This window comes from Bacillus suaedaesalsae, from assembly GCF_016890225.1.
In the GTDB taxonomy this organism is placed as follows: domain Bacteria; phylum Bacillota; class Bacilli; order Bacillales; family SA4; genus Bacillus_BS; species Bacillus_BS suaedaesalsae.
Genome location: NZ_JAFELM010000016.1, coordinates 162,605 through 185,771, shown reverse-complemented (window position 1 = coordinate 185,771; position 23,167 = coordinate 162,605). Strand labels below are relative to the sequence as shown.

Sequence of the window (23,167 nt, the reverse complement as noted above, 5' to 3'; positions counted from 1 at the left end):
GTAATCTAAGTGAAAAAAGGAATTTAGAGATAATCATGACAAAAATGTTTACTAAATTTGAGCCTGCAATTAGACTACTTCCACTCAAACCAAAATATGAAAAGCAGAATTTGATAACTTCTAACTTTTTAATAAAAGAAGAAAACGACTTAAAAATGTACTTTTCTCCTCACAATGAATATATAAATGTGCATGCTAAGGTTGTCATAATAGGAATTACACCAGGTTGGTTTCAAATGGAAAAAGCAATTAGACTGTGCAGGATGTATTTAGAAAACGATATGCCAACATATGAAATTTTAAGGTTGGTAAAAAGAGAGTGTAGATTTGCTGGAGCAATGAGGAGGAACCTCATTCAAATGCTGGAGGAGTTAGGATTACATCAATATTTGAATATAGAGCACGCTGAAAATCTATTTCAACTTACGGATGAAGCTTTACATACAGTTTCACTTTTGAAATATCCAATATTCCATAATGGACGCAACTATACAGGGCATCAACCACCCATTCTTCATTTTATGGAAGAAATAGATAAAACAATTCAGACAGATATTTTATCGTTATCCAATCCACTTATTATTCCATTAGGAAAAGCGGTAGAGACAGTGTTAAATGTATATATAAAGGACGGAATACTATCCGAAGAACAATGCTTAGTAGGTTTTCCACATCCTTCAGGCGCGAACGGACATCGGCATAAGCAATTCGAAAATGAGAAGGAACAGTTAAAGGTACAAATACAACGCTTCTTTAATTAGAATGAAGCAAGGAAAGGAGAGGCGAATGAGAGAAAAAGTATACGAGCCATATGAGGTTATAGAGACTTGTTTATTAGCTGGAAAGATCATGTTACAAAGTGGGGCTGAAACATACAGAGTGGAAGATACCATGATACGTATAGCTGCTTCCTATGGCATTAATCAGGCACATAGTTATGTAACACCTACAGGTATATTATTTTCAATAGATGGTGTCGAGCCAACAAAGCTCGTTCGAATTTTGGAACGCTCTACTGATTTACAAAAGGTTACGCAGGTGAACGGAATATCACGAACGATAAGTAGCGGGGTTTTATCACCAAACGAAGCGATTCAAAAGTTAAAAGAAGTTGAACGAGAGCCTCATGCGTATCCAGTCTGGATCCAAATTATTGCAGCAGCAATCTCAAGTGGTTGCTTTATGCTAATGTTCAAAGGAGATTGGACAGATTTTGTTCCTGCTTGTATTGCAGGAGGAGCTGGTTTTACTTGTTTATTATATTTTAATCATCTACTGAAAGTTAAGTTTTTCGCAGAGTTTTCTGCCTCTCTTGTTATTGGGCTAGTTTCATTATTATTTGTCACATTAGATGTTGGAAAAGAGTTAGATAAAATTATTATCGGTTCAGTTATGCCGTTAGTACCGGGCTTGTTAATTACGAATGCAATTAGGGATTTAATGGCGGGTCATCTCGTTTCTGGAATTTCTAAAGGGGCAGAAGCATTTCTGACAGCCTTTGCTATTGGGTCTGGTATCGCAACGGTATTATCCTTATTTTAAGGAGGAATTTGAGTGATCGTACAAGTCATTACTAGTTTTATTGCATCCGCCGCCTTTGCCATCTTATTTAATGCGCCGAAAAACTCCCTTATCAAATGTGGATTTGTAGGGATGGTAGGGTGGTTTACTTACACATTATTAACATTGTTAAAGGTTGATGTCGTGATGGCAACGTTTGTATCTTCGTTATTCATTGCCCTTATCAGTCAATTTTTTGCGAAACGCTATCGAACACCGATTATTATTTTCAGTGTCGCGGGTATAATTCCACTCGTTCCAGGTGGCTTAGCTTATGACGCCATGAGAAATTTCGTCGTGAATGATTACGAACTAGCAATGCAACTTGCTGCAAAAGCCTTCATGATTTCAGGAGCCATTGCAATTGGAATAGTCTTTTCAGAAGTCATTAATCAGTTGTCACGAAAGCGAGCAGTAAAACAAACAAATACGCCATAAAAGGATGTGCCTTTTTTGAGTCACCTACATACATTAAAGTTAGAAAATCAAAATTTACATGCTTCTTTCAGTAGTAGTTATGATCCGATTTTGACAGTACAATCAGGAGACACAATCGTCGTAACAACACCAGACATTGCATTTGGTTTTGCGGAAGAAAAAGGAATGGAAAGAGTACAGTTTCATTCTAGAGAGAAAGAAACAGCATGGGGACATCCAATGATTGGACCTATTAAAGTTGAAGAAGCAAGGCAAGGAATGACATTAGAAATTACATTACATGATATTGAAACTGGTTGGTATGGCTGGAATTGTGCAGGTGGAAAGACGAACTGGCAGAATGAAGTGCTAGGCATTTCGAAGATGGATGAAGTGAGACTTGATTGGCATTTGGATGCTGAAAGAATGATCGGTACAACTAATGTTGGTGAACAGCCAATTTCAGTCGTATTAAAGCCATTTATGGGTTTGTTAGGAGTGGCTCCAAGTGAGCCGGGTATTCATTCGACAATACCTCCAAGACGTGTTGGTGGAAATATCGATTGTAAAGAGTTAGTAAGCGGTAGTACGTTGTATCTACCAATTGAGGTTGATGGGGCTCTTTTCTCCATTGGTGATGGACACGCCATACAAGGTGATGGAGAAGTATCGGGACAGGCAATTGAATGTCCAATGAATGCGGTCACCTTTACTTTAAAGGTCAGAGAAGACGTTCTAATTAAAAGTCCAAGAGCCAATACTCCCTCTGGTTGGTTAACCTTTGGTTTTCATGAAGATTTAAATGAAGCAACAGCGCTTGCACTTCAAGGAATGATTGAACTTATACAAGAGCAATATAAAGTGTCAAAAACAGAAGCAACGGCTCTTGCAAGTGTTGTCGTCGACTTGCGAATAACACAAGTGGTCAACCAGGTAAAAGGTGTTCATGCTCTGCTGCCACATGGAGCAATAAGATAGTAAATTTGGGAATTCTAGGACAGTGATGTTTTTTACTTGTAGTTTTATGAAATCTGTATAATAATCTCTTTATGATTTACAAATATAAAGGCTGCCTTTGAGTAGCTATATAGAGAGGGAGTAGAAATGAAAATTCGAGTATCTGCAGTTCAATATCATTTACACACAATCCAATCCTTTGAAGAGTTTGCACACCAATGTGAGCATTATGTAAGGACGGCTTCTGAATATGAATCAGAGTTCGTTCTATTCCCAGAGTTCTTTACCACCCAGTTATTATCCATTGGTAGTAATCAAGGGACAACGCTGACAATTAACGAATTGCCTGGTTTTACTGAGCAATATCGTACGTTGTTTTCAAGATTAGCCGTTGAATATAAGATGCATATTATTGGTGGCACTCATGTATTATCGAAAGGTGATAAATTATATAATGTTGCACATCTTTTCTATCCAAATGGGGAAATTGGTGAACAAGCAAAACTTCATATTACACCAACAGAAGTAACCGGATGGAATATGGCAGCAGGTGATGCATTTCAACTGTTTGATACAGAAAAAGGGAGAATTGCGATTCTTACTTGTTATGATATTGAATTTCCAGAGATTGTTCGAATTGCTAAGGCAAAAGGTGCTGATGTCATTTTCTGTCCTTCATGTACAGATGACCGACACGGTTTCCACCGTGTTCGCTATACAAGCCATGCGCGTGCGATAGAAAATCAAGTGTATGTTGTGTTAACAGGAACGGTAGGTTCACTTCCAACAGTTGATTTTATGCGTGCAAACTTTGGGCAAGCGGCGATTATTACACCGAATGATATTCCTTTCCCGCCGAAAGGTTTACTTGCAGAAGGTGAACTAAACAACGATATGATCGTAACAGCTGACCTAGATTTAAACCTATTATATGATGTAAGAGAAAAGGGTTCTGTCACAACATGGAGAGACCGCCGAACAGACCTTTATACTGACTGGAATGACGTAAAAGTTAAAGGATAAATGGGAGGATACCATATGGAATATATTCGTATTACAAATATAGATGATCCTTTATTTAAAAAGCTGCATGATTTAATGTCTACTATTTTTCCGCAAGAAGAGGTACTGGAATATTCGCTTTGGAAAGAACCATTAGAAGATCCAGGTATCCGGGTATTTGTTGCAGTTCATGAGGGAGAAGTAGTCGGTGCTACTGAGTATCGATATTATTCTGACTGGAATATTGCGATGACGGATTTTACGATTATTGGTAAGCCGGGACTTGGTATTGGTCACTTCCTCGCCTCTAACCGTATGGATGATTTAAAAAAGCTTGCAAATGAAAATGGAAAAGAGCTTGCAGGTATGTTCGCCGAAATTTATGATCCTTATAAAGTAGATGGCTCAAAATTTGAAGGAAACGATTTAATGAATCCTTTCGTTCGCAGAGAGGTGTTATCACACTTAGGTTATAAGCGTCTTGAATTTGCGTATGTTCACCCTTCTTGGGAAAACAATGGAGAAGCGGTTTCCGGCTTAGATTTGGGATACATGCCTTTAAACGGAGAGCAACAGACTGTTGATGCATCTTTAATTGTTGACTTTTTAACAACGTATTATACGGTTTTATCGAATAAGCCACAAGAGTGGTTAGATATGATTAACCATTTGAAACAAAAAGAGCGAGTAACGTTACTGCCGCTATAAAAAATGAGGGAGATGCAGATTGTGCATCTCCTTTTTACTATGTAAATTGTTCGAAAATTTAGATTCTACTCCCTCTTTCTATACATTATAATGGAGAAGGTGTATGTTCGGAATAATGGTCAAAGGGGGAAAATTGATAATGAGCCAAAAAAGGGATGAAGGATTACATACGAATTTTTCAAAAGATATGAGTTATGGGGATTATTTAAAATTAGATTCGATTCTTGATAGCCAGGAAAGATTATCTAATCATCATGATGAAATGATGTTTATTGTCATTCATCAAACGAGTGAGCTATGGATGAAGCTGATTCTTCATGAAATGGTTGAAGCAAAGAAGTGCATTGAAAAGAATGATTTGGAGCCTGCATTCAAAATGCTAGCTAGAGTTTCAAGAATTCAAGAACAGCTTATTCAATCGTGGGATGTATTATCAACATTAACTCCTTCTGAATATATGGAGTTTAGAGATCAACTAGGGAAGTCTTCAGGTTTCCAATCACATCAAAATAGAATGATCGAGTTTCTATTAGGTTCAAAGCGAGAAGAAGTATTATCCGTTTATAAACATGAAAAGGAAAAATACGAGCTATTAACAAACTACTTAACAAGCCCAAGTATTTACGATACTGCGATTAAAGCATTATCAATGCGAGGGTTTTCTATTGATGCTGAATGTCTACAAAGAGATTGGTCAAAAGAATATCAATATAATGAAAGTGTTGAAAAAGCCTGGTTAGCTGTGTATACAGACGTAAAAAAACATTGGGATTTATACGAGTTAGCTGAAAAGCTGGTAGATATCGAGACGAGACATCAAAAGTGGCGTTACAATCACATGCTAACGGTTGAGCGCATTATCGGGAATAAAAGGGGAACGGGTGGTTCTTCTGGTGTTGAATATTTAAAACGAGTTTTAGACCATAGATTTTTCCCGGAGCTATGGAGTATTCGAACTCAACTTTAAAGACTGCTCTTTGAACTTGTTGAATGAAGGTTTACGAGCGCTTTATCTCACCATTATTAATTAATTTAAAAGACCTATTCATGGCAAGAGTCTAATAAAAACTAACATTAATTGCCTCTAACTATACATCTGTTATCGTGCTATAATAAATTTGACGAAATTTGACGCATCATACTTTGAAGTGTGGTGCGTTTTTTATGTGATAACAGGAGGCTACCCTATATGTCAATTAAAAAGAAAATCTCCTTAACCTTTACTTTATTAGTTATGGTTATTTTAATCCTAAATAACTATCTACAATATATGCATTCGAAGGATCAACTGTTAGATTCTATTGAGAGAGAAATAAATCTCGTTACCGAAGAAGTGACCTTTCAAATTGAGAACGCTCAAAAAGGTGCCTTATATGTAGAGAACATGATTGGGAGAGAACTACGTACTGCTTCAATAGCAGCATTAAATTCATTACCACCTAGACATGAGGATATAACGAACGAGCAGCTCGTACAAATAGCAAAGGAACTAAATGTATCTCATATTACACTGTTTGCCAAAGCAGAAGATGATATTGTTGGAGTAAAATCTACAGATTCACATGAAATAGGAATTGGAACGAAAGAATGGGGATATTGGTATACAGCCTTTGAACAATTATTTGCATTAGAGCCTGTTACGGTTGAGGAAGGCTTAACATTACCAAATTACTGGTCGGGCCCGATTGAAATAGCATCGAGTAATCCGGATCATACGGATAAATGGGGTTACTACTATGATGGAACAACAAACTATATCATTAACCCTTATATGCGTGATAAAGAAGTACTCGAATATGAGGAGAAGTTTGGACCTGTGAAGGTGATGAACCGATTTACATCTAAATTAGATGGTATATTAGAAATTACCGTTTTTAATCCTGAAACGTTTGGTAAAGCTGACGCAACCGTTACGATAAACGGTAATAAGTTTATTAAAATTTCTGATGAACCAATATGGTATGGGTCTTATGAATACGAAAACACTGCAACGGATCGAGACTATATTCAGAAAACGCTTAAAACAGGTAAATCTGAACAATACACTGAACCTCTTCAAGGTAAGGATGTTCAAAAAACATTCATACCTGTTAAAGATAATGAGCAATCCTACGTAATAGGAATTGCGTATGATTATGGATTAGTTCAACAACAACTTACACATGATTTAATGGACCATATAGGGTTATTATTGTTATCCATGGTCATTGTCTTTATAGCAAGTTCAATATACTCACGTACAATTACAAAGCCAATCTCCTATGTTGTGGCACAAGTAAATGAAATTGCAAAGGGGAATTTTGGAAAGAGATTAAAAATGCAACGTACTGATGAATTTGGTGTACTTGCAGAGAATGTAAATGCTTTATCTGAAAGCTTGAAAATATATACAGATGATTTAGTAAAAAGCAAGAAAATCATAGAATTTCAAGCTTACCATGATCCATTAACATCTTTACCGAATAGAAGATTTATAAAAGAAAAAGTGATGGTTCTCGAGCAAACAGCTAAGGAGTTAAATCAACCAATTTCAATTATTTTCCTAGATGTAGATCGCTTTAAACATGTCAATGACACACTAGGACATAATATTGGAGACGAATTAATCGTTGAAATCTCTAAGCGGGTTCTTGCCTGTGTACAAACTGAAAAGAGTATTGTTGCAAGACAAGGAGGAGATGAGTTCATTATCCTTCTAGAAAACCACAACGAACGCGACACGATGAAGATTGCTGAGGCGATTGTGGAAACTGTTAAGCAACCATACAAGATGGGTGATCACGAATTATATGTAAGTGCTAGCTGTGGAATCAGTATGTATCCTGAGCACTCTCAAGACGTGGAAACATTAATTATGTACGCTGATATGGCTATGTATGAAGCGAAGAATCTAGGTGGAAACAAAGCAGTTCGTTACAATGAAAAAATGAATGACCAAAATAAAGAACGTGCTCAAATCGAAAGTAAACTTCGTAAAGCGATTGAAGATAATATGTTAGAAGTATATTATCAACCAAAAATAAATGCGAAAACGAATGAGTTAAAAGGTGTTGAAGCATTAGTTAGATGGAAGGATGCAGAGCTTGGGTTTGTATCGCCAGCTTTATTTATTCCGATTGCAGAAGATACAGGGCTCATTCAACCTTTATGGGAACAAATCATGGAGAAATCCTGTAAACAAGTAGCAACTTGGAATAAGAACAGAGAAGCGAAGTTAGCATTATCTGTTAACTTCTCTGCAAGACAATTCCAAGACACGCCTAATATTGTTGAAAAGGTAACCAGTATACTGCATAATTGTGGATTATCACCTAAGTTGTTTGAAATTGAAATCACGGAAAGTGTGTTAATGTACAACACGAACGAAACAATACAGGCACTTATTTCATTACAGTCTGCCGGTATGAAGATAGCCATTGATGACTTCGGAACTGGATATTCCTCTATGAGCTATTTAACATCACTACCAATTAACACATTGAAAATTGACCAGTCTTTTATCCAGGATATTACGGAAGAATACCAAAACAGTGAGATTGCTTCCGCTATTATTAATTTAGTTAAGAGCTTGCAACTAGAGGTCATTGCAGAAGGAGTCGAAAAAGAACACCAAAAGCAATATTTGCTAGATCACAACTGTGAGAACATGCAAGGGTTTTATTTTAGTAAGCCTATACCGGCTAATCTATTTGAAAAACAGTATATTAATAGAATTGAGTAAAAATATCTAAACTGCCGAAGTCTAATCGGCAGTTTTTTATTTTTATCCAATCAATAGATTATCTAGTTATTAGGAATAAATACCCACCTCTTCATGTCGTTTATTGTTGGAAATGAAGGAATAAAGACGTAATTCTGTTGCTTTCTCCCTATTTATAATATTCTGTATATTATGGTAAATTTTAAATAGTCTGAAAAATGGAAGGGGACAAGCTATGATTAACAAAAAGGTTTTAGCAGTTTTATCATCAAGTGCTTTGGCACTATCACTTTTAGCTCCTACAGTTGCTCCAAGTAGTAAAGTAGAAGCTGCAACAACAACTGCAAACTGGGATATTGAACGATATGGAGATCGTGTGGATATTGATGGGTATCTCAATAATCTTTCACAAAATGAAGATTTCTTAAAGCAGGCAGAAGCGTCTATATCAGAACAAGCTAAGAATATTAATTTTAATGAAGCTTCAAGCGGAGATGAGGATTCTGCTACAAGTACTTTTACATACAATGGAGGAACCAAGAAGTTTTTAAATCGTGGTCTTAAGTTTAAAGACTTTACTCTTCGCAGTGTAGGTGAAAATGTAGAAATTTGGGTAGCAAATGATCTAGGTTTTAAAGAAGGCGATCCAAGGCCAGCACACGTGGTTACTCAAGAACAAGTAGACAAGCTTAAAAATGAATTTGATGCTAATATTTATCCAAAAGCTACTGAGTTCTTTGGAACTCCGGATGTACATGATGGATCTCATTCACCTTTACCGGGAATGGTTGGATTACCTGAAGGTTATTATGAAGGTAGCGATAAGGTAATTATGCTAGTTGATAATATCCAAGATGATAACTACAATGACCCAACATACCCTTTCTTTGTAGCAGGTTTCTTCTGGCAAACACTAGAAAACTATATGGATCGTAATATCATTACAATTGATACAAATAGTTGGGAAACTCGCTTAGAGTCTACGTTCTTTGGAACAACAATCCATGAACTACAACATTTAATTCATGCAGATAATGATGGAGATGAATCTACTTTCTTAAATGAGGGGATGTCTACATTCTCTGAATATCTTGGTGGATATGGTCATGACGACCGTTCAATTAACTTCTACTTAGATCACCCAGAAAACTCACTAGTAAACTGGGATGAGCACAGAACAGCCACTACTGGACCAGAAACAATTGCAGATTATGGACAAGTATATTTATTCACTCTTTATATGAATGATAAGTTTGGACGTGAATTTATTCGCGATCTTGCATTAAATGAAACTAACTCAATTTCTAGTATTAATGAAACATTAAAAGCTCATGGATATGACATGGATTTCACAGAGCTATATCAAAACTTTATTACAGCACTAACTCTTGATAATGGTAACGGGGTTTACAATTTTGATAGTATTGATCTTCGTGATTTAGTTGTTGATACTAATGGAACAAAGCGTGGTAAGACTGTAGATTTTGAAGGTGCATTGACATTCGAAAAAGAAGGAGTGCCTGCATGGGGAGGCGACTTCAAACAGTTAGACTTCACAGACAAGATTGACCGTATCAAATTTGATGGTGTAGATTTCCTGGCAAGTCCTTGGCAATCAGTAGTAGACCCAATGGGTTCCGATAATCAAGTATTATGGGGGAATACTGGTGATGAAGCAGACAATGCGTTAATCTTTGGAGCAGACTTAACAGGTGTAGAAGATGCAACTCTTAAATTTGATAACTTTATTGATATTGAAGAACAATGGGATTTTGGTGTAGTTCAAGTCTCTACAGATGGTGGAGAAACTTGGAAGAGTCTAGCTAACGAGAATACTCGTTCTGATGTAGTAGATGAAGGTTATCCGAAAATTAAAGAAAATGTACCAGGGTTCACTGGACATTCTGATGAGTGGACAAACGAATCATTCGACTTAACTGAATACGCTGGACAAAATGTTCTTATTTCATTCCGTTATTTAACGGACTGGGGCTATAATGACAGTGGTTGGTTCATTGATAACATTGAGATCCCTGAAATTGGATATTCAAATGATGGCAGCTCAACAGATGCATTCCAATCATTAAATGAATTAAAAGGTGAATATGTAAATTACACAGTTACTTTCATCAATGAGAAACAAGTAGGTAAAGATGGAAAGAATACAAAATACAAAGTTGTAACAGTTGATCCATTCAATGTGTCAGAAGAAAATGCTCTGCAACTTCGACAGTTATTCAAGGATGGGAAGAACTATATGATTACTTCTTATGCGGCGCCAGAGGATGATTTAAATCCGGTAGACTTCACATATGAAGTAGTTACAAAAACAAGTAAAGGTAAGAAAAAATAATTTTAAAGTAGTGCTGAAACTATTCAGCACTACTTTTTTTTCATTATCCCCAAACACAGTAGACAATAAAACAATGTTTTGTTATATTGATAACAACAAGCGTAACAATGTTTTGTTTTATGGGAGAGGTGCAACATGGAAGAAACATTCATTTCAAAAAAGGAACTACTTGAACGAACGGGAATTTCTTATGGTCAGTTATATCGATGGAAAAGGATGAATATTATTCCTGAAAACTGGTTTATTAAGAAGTCTAGCTTTACGGGGCAAGAAACGTATTTTCCAAGGGATAAAGTTCTAGAACGAATTAATAAGATTGTAGAGTTGAAAGATGATTATTCGCTTGAGGAGTTGGCAAAGTTCTTTTCTCCGAATGCTACTGATGTGGAAGTTATGATTGATGATTTATCGTCATATCACATTATTAGTGAAAAGGTGTTAAATGCAAGTAAGCAGTCATTAGGTAAAGAGCTTGTATTTATGGATGTTTTTTATCTATATATGTGTGATTGGTTAGCAAAGGAATATACGTTTTCCCTTGAAACACTTCTTCAGCAATTAACATTCATTAAAAAAGCTGATCATAAAGCTGAAGATTTAGAACTAGTCGCTATTCGGAAGAATAGTGAAACGATATGGCTTGTAGTATCTTCCAAAGATTTTGTGTTAGTAGAAGATAATGCATCAGTCCTAGTAAAAGTGAATTTAGTAGAAAAGATGAATGAAGTGAAAATCAAACTATCTGAAGCAAAAGAATAGGGGGAAATCATTATGAGTATAGATACAACGGTAAAGCAAAATATCAAAATAAGTGGTTCGGGAACTGCTAGTGGTGGTAAGTATGATGAGGTGAGAATCAGCGGTAGCGGAAAGATAACTGGAGATATTGAGTGCAAAGAATTTAGAATTGATGGTTCAGCTCGAGTTGAAGGATCTTTGACAACAGAAGAGGTTGAAATTAATGGAACGTGCACGATTCAGCAAATTAGTAAGGCAGAAAAGATGGAGATTAACGGTACGTGTACAATTGAAGGAAAGGCTACTATCGGAGCACTCGAGGTGAATGGATCTAGTAGTTTCAAGAAGGACCTTCAAATAAAAGAATTTGAAGTAAACGGTTCTAGCAAGGTTGGCGGTAGGATTACGGGAGGAACTGTTGAAGTAAATGGAATGTTAAAAGTACAAGAAAGTTGTGAAGTAGAAAAGGTTTGTTCACATGGCTCCATTCAAGTAAAGGAACTGTTAAGTGCAGATTCAATCGAATTAAATGTAGGCTATCGCAGTTCAGCGAAGGAAATAGGCGGAGAGAAAATCGTTGTAAAACAGCATACCGCGAATAAATTTTTAAGACAGATTATCAACTTCTTTAAAAGTAATAGTGAGTTCCTTGAGGCAGAAGTCATTGAAGGTGATGATATTCAATTAGAAGTAACAAAGGCGAAGTTAGTAAGAGGGAAGAATATTATAATCGGAAATAAATGCGAAATTGAAAGAGTGGAATACACGGATACGCTAGAGGTACATCCAGAAGCTAAAGTAAAAGAATCTATAAAACTATAACAACCCATAAAAGTGGAAGGATAAAAGAACCTTCCACTTTTATGGTTAATCCTGTTCTTCGAGTTCTAGCTGTATATATCTTCTCGTATTAGGACCATATACCCCGTCGTCTGCTAATGCTGCATACATGGATTGAAAGCGACGGACAGCATTTTCTGTATTAGAGCCATAGATTCCGTCAATTGCTCCAGGATCAAAATTAATTTGTTTTAATGCACGTTGAACCTGTTTTACTTCTTCACCACGGTCACCGTTGCGCAAGACCCTTGTTGGAAGTGGGAATTCTGTAGCTGGACGTGGCTCGCTAAGAACTTGGTTTAATTTATTTAGTGTATTCGTACCAACTAGTCCATCGACTCTTAGCCCGTACTTCCGTTGGAAGCGCATAACAGCTACTTCTGTTTCATTTCCAAATGCCCCATCTGCACCGAATCTTGGTAAAGGGAATCCAGCTTGAATAAGATCTTGTTGTACCTCTCTCACAAACTGACCTCTATCTCCCTCTTTTAAAGGTAGGTCAACAGAGACGCCTTTCACTTGAGGTGGAACTGGAGTTGGTGCAGGTGCAGGTGTACTACCTGAATCTTGACCACCTTTGAAACTTGATTGATAGGTTGCTTTCACATCGCTTCTGAATTTTTCCCATGAAATTCCGTTTTGTTGAAGGGCATTTTGTGGATCACGCCTTCTAGATGGATCTAATGTGCTATGGGCCACAATATGCTTATCTGGATTTAATCCAAATAAATCAAGTAAATATGCATGGTACCATACGTATCGTGTATAAGCTTCAGTAAAGTTTATGCTCCCACCGAAGCAAAGCTCAACACCAATAGCAGCATTATTTGCATTTGCACCAAACATTCGATTATCTGTTGTGACATTGTTTCGAACATGATATGCTACTTCATCAAGTGGAATAATCTCTAAAATATATTTGTCATCTATAAAAGTATGTGCAGATGCAGAGGGCTGTGAATTGTTAAAGTAATTGCGGTTTGCATATGCAGTTGACCCAGGGTTTCCGGTATCGTGACTAACAATGAATTTAACATCACCATTTTTTGTTCCGGGACGTGAATTACCTTTTCGTATATAATCCCTTGTAATTGAATATGCCATAGTAACCTCCTTTTTAACGTATTCATAGCTACTATATGCAAAAAGTGGTAGAAATGCGTTCATCAAACTGTAAGATAAGCTAAAAGTACGATAAAACCATTAGAAAAACCCTGGCTTAGCCAAGGTTTAACCAAGTTAAATATCAATTCTTTTTAGTGGTTTTTTTGCTGGTCCTTCAATAACGTTACCGTCAAATGAGAATCTTGATCCGTGACATGGACAGTCCCACGTACGTTCACCATCATTCCACTCTACTTCACACCCCATATGGGTACAAGTCGTATCAACAATATGCAATTTACCATTAATATCTTTATAACAGCCAGCGCGTTGTCCGTTAACTTTGACTACAGCACCTTCATTATTTTGGAGTTCCTCAATTTTTTGATGAGTCATATCGAGCTTACCAGCTATAAAATGACCAGCAACATCTGAATTCTGTTTAATGAGCTGCTTCAGTGATGGATCTGTGTAGAAGCGAGACGGACTGAACAACTCTTCATATGGACTATTGCCATTTACAATCAGATCACTCAATATTAATCCAGCCGATGTACCGTTTGTCATTCCCCATTTTCTGTAACCAGTAGCAACAAAAATATTTGGCGTATTTTCTGTTATAGTTCCAATGTAAGGAAGTTTATCGAGTGTAGTCAAATCCTGTGCTGACCATCTGTTTACAATTCCTTCAATTTCAAAAAGTGAATCTCCGTAAGTGGCTAACTCTTCATAATGCTTCATCGTATTAGTACCGTGTCCTGTTTTATGGTTTTCTCCACCAATAATGACTAAGTTCTCACCTTCATATGGAGTATAACGAAGCGACCTTGTCGGTTCTTCTGCTGTTATATACATGGCACCAGGATACTTCTTTTTCGTACGAGCAGCTAACAAATAAGAACGCTCAGAATACATTCTTGTAAAGTAAAAGCCTTTGCCATCATAAAAAGGGAAATGTGAACCTACCACAACGTAGTTACAAGTAACTCGATGTCCGCTTTTTGTTACAACAGTTGGATTTGTTCCTTTTTCAATATCATCAACAGTGGTATGTTCAAAAATCCTCGTTCCTTTGTCAATCATGCTTTGTATTAGAGTTTTAAAGTATTTTAATGGATGAAATTGTGCCTGATCCTTCATTACAAGTGCACGTTTCATCTCTACCTCAAGTGGCATAGACGATACCATTTCACCAGATATCCCTAATTTTCTGTAAGCCTCAGCCTCTTTTTCAATCTTACTTATATATGAATCATCATTTGTATAAATATAAGCATCATCTTGAATCAAATCACAATCAATATGTAATTCTTTCGTCGTTTTATTGATAAAGTTTAAGGCTTCTGAATTGGCATTATAGTATTGCTTCGCCTTTTCCACGCCAAAGTGTTGGATAAACTCATCATAAATTAAGCCGTGTTGTGCAGTAATTTTAGCTGTAGTATGACCGGTTGTACCATTCAGTAGTTTACCTGCTTCAAGAAGGACGACTTTTACTCCCTCTTTTGATAAACGATAAGCAGTTGTTAGGCCAGTTATTCCACCACCAACTATGACAACATCAGCTGTCGTATCTTCTCTTAGACTTTGGAAACTAGGTAATTTGGTTGTATCACGCCAAAAAGGCTCTGGAAATTGTGGAAGTTTAGATTCCCAATTCATTTTACTCCTCCTACAGATTAGACCTTTACTTAATTTTCCACTTAAAAGTCTAATCTATTCTTATGAAGGAAAATAAAAAATGCTATTTTTCATAAATTTGTTTTTCGAAAAAGGTCTAGAAACACTTAAGAGTAAGGTTTCGGGTCATCTTTTCGTCCTAGCATAGAATGAATCAATTATCATGAGGATTTAAATGTAATTAAATAGGTAACTAGCAACAATGATAACGAAAAGAGCGATAAAAAAGACTAAGCTAGTCACAGATTAGCTTAGTCTAAATCATTAATTTTCTATAACATCTTTTCTGTTTTTCTTGAAAATCTTAGATAACACTTCGTATACAATTGGCACAACAATTAGTGTTAATAATGTTGAACTAGCAAGTCCTCCAATAACCGTAATACCTAGACCTTTGGAGATTAGTCCTCCACCGCCGCCAGAATCGCCAACTACTAATGGAATTAATGCCCCAATTGTAGCAATGGCTGTCATTAAGATTGGGCGCAGACGAGTTGCTCCTGCTTCAAGGATTGCTTCACGCATTGTCAGTCCCGCGCGTTCCATATGAATGATACGATCAACAAGAACAATAGCGTTTGTTACAACAATTCCTATTAACATTAGTAATCCCATCATAACGGATACACTAATCGTTTCATCTGCAATTAACAGTCCAACGAAAGATCCAATTACTGCGAATGGTAAAGAGAATAAAATTGCAAATGGTGCAACCCCTTCTCTAAATGTAACAACAAGGATAAAGTATACGATTGCAATGGCAGCTAGCATCGCTAAGCCAAGTTGTGTAAAGGTTTCATTCATATCTGCAGTAACTCCAGCGATACCGATTGTGACTCCTTTTGGTAAATCTAAGTCATTTACTTCCTCATCGATGTCCTTTGTTACCTTTGATAAGTCTTTGCCAATAATGGTTCCGGACACTGTTGCGTAATATTCACCTTTACTACGTGCTAATGTGTTTAATGTAGTTCCTTCTTCTACTTTTACAATTTCAGAAAGGGCAACAGTAGTACCCATAGCTGTTGGAATTTGCTTATCTAATATATCATCAACTGATTTTGCTTGAGTAGTTTGTTCTTGTTGTACGATGACATCTAACGTTTCACCGTCTTTTTCAATGGTTGTTAATACATCTTGAGTAGAGTTAGGGCTTAACATCATCACCATTTGACCAGTTGTTAAACCATACTTTAACAATTCTGCTTGGTCAACATTAAATGTGTATTCAACATACGCATCTTCTGTACTTGAAGAAACATCCTCTAATTTCTTGTTCTTACTCATGACTTTTTCAACCATATTCACAGATTCATTTAGCTTATCTAAGTCTTCACTGTAAAATGTATAGCTAACTTCATTTGAAGCCATCGATGTCGGAGCGAAGTTTTGGCTCTTCCATTCCCCAGATTGTCCAAGATTGAATACATAGTCTTCAACCTCTTCACGAGCCTTAGGGAAATCCTCCATGTCTGGGTCAAAGATCAAGTACATTAATGCACCATCTCCCGCGCCACCCATCATCGCTGCCATTGGGTCTCCACTTTCTGTTACAGATAGTTGAAGAATATCAATGTCATCACGCTTTAATAACTCTTCTTCTACTTTTTCGATATTTTGTAATGTTTCATCCATTAATTCGCCTGTGCCTGGAGTATATGTTAAATACATAACTTTTTCTTCTTCACTACCCATAAAGCTAAATCCGATTAATGGAGTAAGGGCTAAACTTCCTACTAATAACACAATTGAAACAATAGACGTAATAATTTTATGGTTTAGCGTCCAACGAAGGATCCCTTTATACCATAACGCTAATTTACCAACTTCTTTATGGTTGCTTTCTGTTTTCTCACTATACAACTTCTTTTTGAATAAGGTGTGAGATAAGGCAGGAACAACCGTAATCGCGACAAGTAATGAAGCTCCAAGAGCAAATGTCATCGTTAATGCAAATGGTGTGAATAGTTCTCCAACCATTCCTCCTACAAAGATCAGTGGTGCGAATACTGCGACTGTAACTAATGTAGAAGATAGGATAGGAATGAACATCTCAATTGTCGCTTCACGAATTAAAGCACGACCTGTAAGTTTTTCCTCTTTTAAATGAAGACGGCGATATATGTTTTCAACAACAACGATGGAGTCATCAATTACACGTCCAATTGCAACCGTAATAGCTCCAAGTGTCATTAAGTTTAAGGTAATATCCAACCAGTTTAATAATAATAACGCCATAAAGATTGAAACAGGAATGGATATGATTGAAATAATCGTTGATTTTATATTACGTAAGAAAAGAAGAATAATTAATACGGCAATTAATCCACCGAATAATGCTTTTTCAACCATTGTAGAAACAGCCTTTTCAATTGGTTCACCCTGGTCTAACGAAATGTCGATGACGATTCCGTCAATTTTCTCTTTTTGTTCTTCTGCTAAGTCTTTTACTTGATTTACAACATCAACTGTATTTGCTTGTTGTTCTTTCACGATTTGAATAGCGATCGCATCCTTACCGTTTGTACGTGAAACAGATTGAACTTTTCCTACTAATTCAACCTTGGCTACATCGCTAAGTTTTACGAATGGTGAGGGATTTGTCTGAGATGGTGTTACGGGAATTAACATTTCATTTAGTTCCTCAGTTGTCATGAATTTACCATCAATCGCAACTGCTTGTTCACCTTCTTCAAACTCTTGTAATCCTAATGAAACAGCAAGATTGCTTGCTTGAATCATTTGTTTCACTGTATCTTCTGTTAAACCGAACTCCTTCAGTTTACCTTGGTCATACGTTAGCTCGATTTCTTCAATATGTTGACCAGTAATTGTTGCAGAAGCCACTCCTTCCAACTTTTCAAGCTTAGGTAGTATTACTTCTTCAACTGTAGATGTTATTTCAATGATGTCCTCTTCATCACTACTCACACTAAGAGCGACTACAGGCATCATGTTCATGCTAATAGCAGTAACGATTGGCTCCTGTGCCCCTTCTGGTAATTTCACAGAATCTAGAGCAGAACGCAAGGCACGATTGGCCTCGTCCATATCTTCACCATATTCATATTCCACTTGAAGACTTGCCATGTTTGAATATGAATTTGAGTAAACAGCTTTCACACCTTCTAGTCCTTCTAATGCCTTTTCGATCGGCATAGAGACTTCTTCCATTATCTTCTCAGGAGTGGCTCCTGGGTAAACATCCATAACCATTAAGTATGGAATGGAGATATTGGGAATTGTTTCAGTTTTCATTTGTGTTCCGGAATAAATACCAGAAACTGTAATGATGATTGTAAGTAACCATACTGCAAGCTTGTTGCCTATGACGAAATTAACGATTCCTTTCACGTTTACACCTACCCTAATTGACTTATTAATTCTAATTACATATACTAATGACTAATGGGTCAAATGTCAACGTATAAACTAGGAGAGTATGAGAGATGGCAAAAAAACAATTAATTATGGAAAAGGCATTAGAGTTGTTTGCTGCACAAGGGTTTGAGTCTACTTCAGTGCAACAAATAACAGAGCACTGCGGGATTTCTAAAGGAGCGTTTTATTTAGCCTTTAAATCAAAGGATGAGTTAGTTGTAGCGTTGATCGACCACTTTATGATGCAGTTCATATCGGATATTGACCACTCGGTCAAAAATGTGACAAATAACCAACAATTACTATATAATTTTTATTATGCAACATTTAACTCCTTTTATAAGCATTCAGACTTTGCCAAAGTTCTTATGAAAGAACAGAGTCAAACGATAAATAATCATGAACTCATTTTAAAAATGCGGTACTACGATCAGTTACTGGATAAGATTATATTAGCAATGATTAAACAGTTATATGATAATACTGTGGAACAAATTCAATACGACTTGTTGTACTGTATAAAAGGATTAATAAGAATTTACTCAGAATTATTTATATTTTCGAATGTTCAGTTGGACTTAGATTTATTGTCAAAGTCATTAGAAGATAAGACGAAAATACTAGCTAGTAATATGACAGTTCCTTTTATAACAAGTGAATTAATTCAACTATCTCAGTTACCTATTAATGAAGAAGAACTTTCGCCACAACATATTGTGAAATTTATCGATCAAAAAATTGAAGAGTTAGGCGATTCTGTTGAGAAGGAGTCCTTACTTCTCATAAAAGATCATATTCTAGAGCCCAGGCTACCACAAGCTATTGTAATTGGTCTCTTGGGTAACATACAACATCACCCACATTTGAAATGGGTTTCTTACCTACTTCGCAATTACTTATTAAATTAAACAAGACTGTCTTCGTAGATAGTGTTTTTTCGAAACGTTATGTTTTGGGGTGAAATAAGTCTTAAACAAAAAAAACCTGCCAGTTGGCAGGTTGTTCATTTTTATTTAGTCTCAGCTTGGTTTGCCCATTCCTCTACATCCCAAACCTTCGTTATCCAGTCTTCGTAAAAGTCTGGTTCGTGACATACAAGGACAATTGTCCCTTTATAAGCTTTCATTGCTCGCTTTAGTTCTTCCTTTGCGACAACATCTAAATGGTTTGTTGGTTCATCAAATAGAAGCCAGTTACTTTCTTCCATTAATAGCTTACATAAACGAACCTTTGCTTGCTCTCCACCACTTAATTGACTAAGTGGGCGCGAGATATGTTCATTTTTGAGTCCGCATCTTGCAAGAGCTGCACGAACCTGGTGTTGATCCATGCTAGGAAAGGCATTCCATACATCATCGATCGGTGTCATATTCTCTGCCTTTACTTCTTGTTCAAAATAAGATGGAAATAAGAAGTCACCCTGAACAGCTTTTCCGCCTAATGGTTTGATTTTACCTAAGATAGTTTTTAATAATGTAGATTTCCCTACTCCGTTACAGCCTACAATCGCAATTTTTTCTCCACGTTCAATGGTCATAGACATTTTCGGAAGAAGTGGCGATGAATAACCTATTTCTAAATCTGTTCCTTCAAATACGTAACGGCTACTACCTCTAGACTCTTTAAACTCAAACGTAGGCTTAAGTGCGGTTTCGGGCCTGTCGATACGTTCCATACGGTCAAGTTGCTTTTGACGGCTTTTTGCACGACCGGTAGTTGAGTAACGTGCTTTATTTTTTGCAATGAAATCTTCTTGTTTCTTGATGAACTCTTTTTGTTTTTCATATGCATTAATGTGCTGATTTTTATTAATTTCCGCAAGCTCTAAAAATTTCTCGTAGGTTGCTGTATATCGAGTTAATTTGCTGAATTCTAGGTGGAAAATAACACCTGTCACTTGATTCATGAATTCGGTATCATGTGAGATTAATAGAAATGCATTCGGATATTCTCTTAAATAAGATACAAGCCATCGAATGTGCTCCACATCTAAATAGTTTGTAGGCTCATCTAGTAATAGTACTTCTGGTTGCTCAAGCAATAGCTTAGCGAGAAGGACCTTTGTGCGTTGTCCACCACTAAGTGCTGATACATCACGATCTAAACCGACTGCATCAAGACCTAGACCTCTAGCTGTTTCTTCGATCTTAATGTCTAGCATGTAAAATCCGCCAGCTTCTAGTCGATCTTGAATTTCTGCCATTTGTTCTAACAGTTCCTCAAGTTCTTCTGGAGAGGCTGTTCCCATTTTTTCTGTTACTTCATTTAATTCCTTTTCCTTCTCATATAAAGGTAAAAAGGCATCACTTAAAATATCACGAATCGTTTTACCAGGTGTTAATACTGTATGCTGATCAAGATAACCGTATTGAACGGTAGGTAACCATTCTACTCGCCCTGTATCGTAAACTAGTTGCCCAGTTAAGATGTTCATCAACGTAGACTTCCCTACTCCGTTTGCCCCTACTAAACCAATATGCTCACCAGCTAATAGACGGAAGGAAACATCTTTAAATAATGTGCGATCACCAAAGCTATGACTTAACTCTTCAACTGTTAGTAAGCTCATAATCTATTCAAATCCCCCAATTTCACTAATAATATCTTGCATCATCATACTATTTTCTAAGGAAAAACGCTATACTCCACTTTTTAGTAGGAATAAATGAAATGCTCTTTTCGTAAACATGTTGCTTGTTACCTATTCTAATTTCAGTTAAATCTTCAGTAATATGTGATATTCATTTCTTAAACGAAAAGATGCCCGAAACCTTACTAAACTACGTGATTCTATACTTGTTTGTAAAACAACTACTTATGCAAAAACAACCTAAATGAAAGAGTTGATTGACACCATTTGCGTTATATAGTGAGTTTCAATAAACTAGTAATACTAGGTATAAATAAAGGAGAAGATTCAAATGAACGAAATTCATCCGATTTTAAAAAAGCTGAATGTAAAAGATTTAAGCAAGCCTATCTTAATTTTGAATGCACCGAAGGAATATCAAGTGATGATGGCTTCTTTTGATGCAAACATTCATACTGAAATAAAAGATACTACATATTCTTTTGTACAACTATTTGGTACATCAAATGAAGAAATTCAGGAGCTTGGCTTTAAAGCTACAGAAGTTATCACTGAAGATGGATTGTTATGGTTATGTTATCCGAAGAAATCTTCCAAAGTTTATAAAGGCTTAAACTGCAGCCGTGATACGGTTGCCCCACTTCTCGCATCGCAGGGGTATGAGCCAGTGAGACAAGTTGCGGTTGATGAAGACTGGTCAGCACTAAGGTTTCGCCTTGTAACGAAAATTAAAACGATGACAAGAGGTTTTGCCCATACAGATGAAGGAAAACTACGAACAAATTCGTAAAATATGTTATTCTATAGTAGGTAAAAAAAGAAAAAGAACTGATGTCTTTCAAATTTGAAGGCATCTGTTTCACATGGGTATAGAAAACGCTTTCAATAATACATAAAATGAAATCGGAGGGATTAGCATGTCTAGTAAAACATTAGAGCTATTCTTAAACGAAAATTTAGAAGATTTAAAAGCAAGAGGATTATATAACGTAATCGACCCATTAGAAAGTCCGAATGGTCCTGTCATAACAATCGGTGGTAGAGAACTCATCAATTTATCGTCTAACAATTATCTTGGTTTAGCAACTGACGAACGACTTAAAAAGGCAGCAGATGAAGCAATTGAAAAGTATGGTGTAGGAGCTGGTGCAGTCCGTACAATTAACGGTACATTAAAGCTTCATGTTGAATTAGAGGAAAAAATCGCTCAGTTCAAACAAACAGAAGCAGCGATTGCATACCAATCTGGATTTATGTGTAACATGGCAGCGATTTCAGCTGTAATGGATAAAGATGACGCGATTTTATCAGATGAATTAAACCACGCTTCAATCATTGATGGATGTCGTTTATCACGTGCGAAAATCATTCGTGTAAATCACTCGGATATGGATGATTTACGTAAAAAAGCAAAAGAAGCGAGAGAATCGGGTCAATATAAAAAGTTAATGGTTATTACAGACGGCGTTTTCTCTATGGATGGAGACGTAGCAAATCTTCCAGATATTGTCGATATAGCTGAAGAATTCGATATTATGACTTATGTGGATGATGCGCATGGTTCAGGAGTACTTGGAAAAGGTGCAGGAACTGTGAAGCATTTTGGATTACAGTCACGAGTTGATTTCCAAATTGGCACACTTTCAAAAGCAATTGGTGTTGTTGGAGGATATGTGGCTGGTAAACAAAACTTAATCGATTGGTTAAAAGTACGTAGTCGTCCGTTCTTATTCTCGACTTCATTAACTCCAGCCGACGTTGCAGCAAGTATGAAGGCAATTGAAATTCTTTCTTCAAGCACAGAGCTTCATGATAAGCTTTGGGAAAATGGAAATTACTTAAAGAAGGGCTTAAAAGAGCTTGGCTTTAACATAGGTGATAGTGAAACACCGATTACTCCATGTATTATTGGGGATGAAACCGTTACTCAGACATTTAGTAAGAGATTAAACGAAGAGGGAGTATATGCAAAGTCAATCGTATTCCCGACTGTTCCACGTGGTACAGGACGTGTGCGTAATATGCCGACGGCTGCACATACAAAAGAAATGCTTGATTCAGCTATAGCGATTTATGAAAAAGTAGGAAAAGAAATGGGAATTATTTAGGACTTTGCGAAATCTTGTATTAATGGGGG

At 36.5% G+C, this 23,167-nt stretch carries 18 protein-coding genes and 1 pseudogene; 14 read left to right on the top strand and 5 right to left on the bottom strand.

The window, feature by feature from the left end:
* The first annotated feature begins 35 nt into the window (after positions 1–35).
* From JR050_RS04120 to JR050_RS04070, 11 genes are all read left to right on the top strand, one after another.
* Complete coding sequence (locus JR050_RS04120; RefSeq protein ID WP_204202241.1) at positions 36–761, top strand: hypothetical protein; 726 nt, start codon at positions 36–38, stop codon at positions 759–761.
* 25 nt (positions 762–786) lie between these two features.
* The gene (locus JR050_RS04115) at positions 787–1,542 is read left to right on the top strand and encodes a threonine/serine exporter family protein (protein WP_204202240.1); all 756 of its coding nucleotides are present in this window, start codon (positions 787–789) and stop codon (positions 1,540–1,542) included.
* Between the two features lie 12 nt (positions 1,543–1,554).
* A complete protein-coding gene (locus tag JR050_RS04110) occupies positions 1,555–1,998 on the top strand; it encodes a threonine/serine exporter family protein (protein ID WP_204202239.1) in 444 nt (147 codons plus the stop codon).
* Between the two features lie 6 nt (positions 1,999–2,004).
* Positions 2,005–2,955, top strand: coding sequence for an acetamidase/formamidase family protein (locus tag JR050_RS04105; RefSeq protein ID WP_346726707.1), 951 nt, complete (start codon positions 2,005–2,007; stop codon positions 2,953–2,955).
* 126 nt (positions 2,956–3,081) lie between these two features.
* Positions 3,082–3,957 (top strand): carbon-nitrogen hydrolase family protein, encoded by an 876-nt coding sequence (locus JR050_RS04100; protein WP_204202237.1) that lies wholly within the window; start codon positions 3,082–3,084, stop codon positions 3,955–3,957.
* A gap of 15 nt (positions 3,958–3,972) precedes the next feature.
* Entirely contained in the window at positions 3,973–4,644 is a 672-nt protein-coding gene (locus JR050_RS04095) for a GNAT family N-acetyltransferase (RefSeq protein ID WP_204202236.1), read from the top strand.
* A gap of 139 nt (positions 4,645–4,783) precedes the next feature.
* Positions 4,784–5,611: a tryptophan 2,3-dioxygenase gene (kynA, locus tag JR050_RS04090; RefSeq protein ID WP_204202235.1), complete on the top strand. Its 828-nt coding sequence runs from the start codon at positions 4,784–4,786 to the stop codon at positions 5,609–5,611.
* 222 nt (positions 5,612–5,833) lie between these two features.
* The gene (locus JR050_RS04085) at positions 5,834–8,365 is read left to right on the top strand and encodes a bifunctional diguanylate cyclase/phosphodiesterase (RefSeq protein WP_204202234.1); all 2,532 of its coding nucleotides are present in this window, start codon (positions 5,834–5,836) and stop codon (positions 8,363–8,365) included.
* 214 nt (positions 8,366–8,579) lie between these two features.
* Complete coding sequence (locus JR050_RS04080; RefSeq protein WP_204202233.1) at positions 8,580–10,697, top strand: M6 family metallopeptidase; 2,118 nt, start codon at positions 8,580–8,582, stop codon at positions 10,695–10,697.
* Between the two features lie 135 nt (positions 10,698–10,832).
* Complete coding sequence (locus JR050_RS04075; protein WP_204202232.1) at positions 10,833–11,456, top strand: DUF4004 family protein; 624 nt, start codon at positions 10,833–10,835, stop codon at positions 11,454–11,456.
* 12 nt (positions 11,457–11,468) lie between these two features.
* Positions 11,469–12,257: a polymer-forming cytoskeletal protein gene (locus JR050_RS04070; protein ID WP_204202231.1), complete on the top strand. Its 789-nt coding sequence runs from the start codon at positions 11,469–11,471 to the stop codon at positions 12,255–12,257.
* A 45-nt stretch (positions 12,258–12,302) separates the two neighbouring features.
* Here the strand turns inward: JR050_RS04070 and JR050_RS20670 are convergent, their stop codons facing one another.
* From JR050_RS20670 to JR050_RS04055, 4 genes and pseudogenes are all read right to left on the bottom strand, one after another.
* Complete coding sequence (locus tag JR050_RS20670) at positions 12,303–12,740, bottom strand: peptidoglycan-binding domain-containing protein (protein ID WP_346726709.1); 438 nt, start codon at positions 12,738–12,740, stop codon at positions 12,303–12,305.
* Positions 12,741–12,860: 120 nt separating this feature from the next.
* Positions 12,861–13,379, bottom strand: a pseudogene (locus JR050_RS20230) (peptidoglycan recognition protein family protein); the annotation flags it as partial.
* A 135-nt stretch (positions 13,380–13,514) separates the two neighbouring features.
* On the bottom strand, positions 13,515–15,041 hold the full coding sequence (locus JR050_RS04060; protein ID WP_204202229.1) for an FAD-dependent oxidoreductase: 1,527 nt from the start codon (positions 15,039–15,041) through the stop codon (positions 13,515–13,517).
* Positions 15,042–15,323: 282 nt separating this feature from the next.
* Positions 15,324–18,413: an efflux RND transporter permease subunit gene (locus JR050_RS04055; RefSeq protein WP_204202228.1), complete on the bottom strand. Its 3,090-nt coding sequence runs from the start codon at positions 18,411–18,413 to the stop codon at positions 15,324–15,326.
* A 95-nt stretch (positions 18,414–18,508) separates the two neighbouring features.
* On the opposite strand from JR050_RS04055, the gene JR050_RS04050 reads away from it, so the two are divergent.
* Positions 18,509–19,348, top strand: a complete 840-nt coding sequence (locus JR050_RS04050; protein ID WP_204202227.1) for a TetR/AcrR family transcriptional regulator — start codon at positions 18,509–18,511, stop codon at positions 19,346–19,348.
* Positions 19,349–19,449: 101 nt separating this feature from the next.
* Here the strand turns inward: JR050_RS04050 and JR050_RS04045 are convergent, their stop codons facing one another.
* Complete coding sequence (locus JR050_RS04045; protein ID WP_204202226.1) at positions 19,450–21,009, bottom strand: ABC-F family ATP-binding cassette domain-containing protein; 1,560 nt, start codon at positions 21,007–21,009, stop codon at positions 19,450–19,452.
* Between the two features lie 352 nt (positions 21,010–21,361).
* Between JR050_RS04045 and JR050_RS04040 the strand changes: the two genes are divergently transcribed.
* Both JR050_RS04040 and JR050_RS04035 read left to right on the top strand, forming a co-directional pair.
* Positions 21,362–21,820 (top strand): DUF3052 domain-containing protein, encoded by a 459-nt coding sequence (locus JR050_RS04040; RefSeq protein ID WP_204202225.1) that lies wholly within the window; start codon positions 21,362–21,364, stop codon positions 21,818–21,820.
* Positions 21,821–21,947: 127 nt separating this feature from the next.
* The gene (locus tag JR050_RS04035; protein ID WP_204202224.1) at positions 21,948–23,138 is read left to right on the top strand and encodes a glycine C-acetyltransferase; all 1,191 of its coding nucleotides are present in this window, start codon (positions 21,948–21,950) and stop codon (positions 23,136–23,138) included.
* Positions 23,139–23,167: the final 29 nt, after the last annotated feature.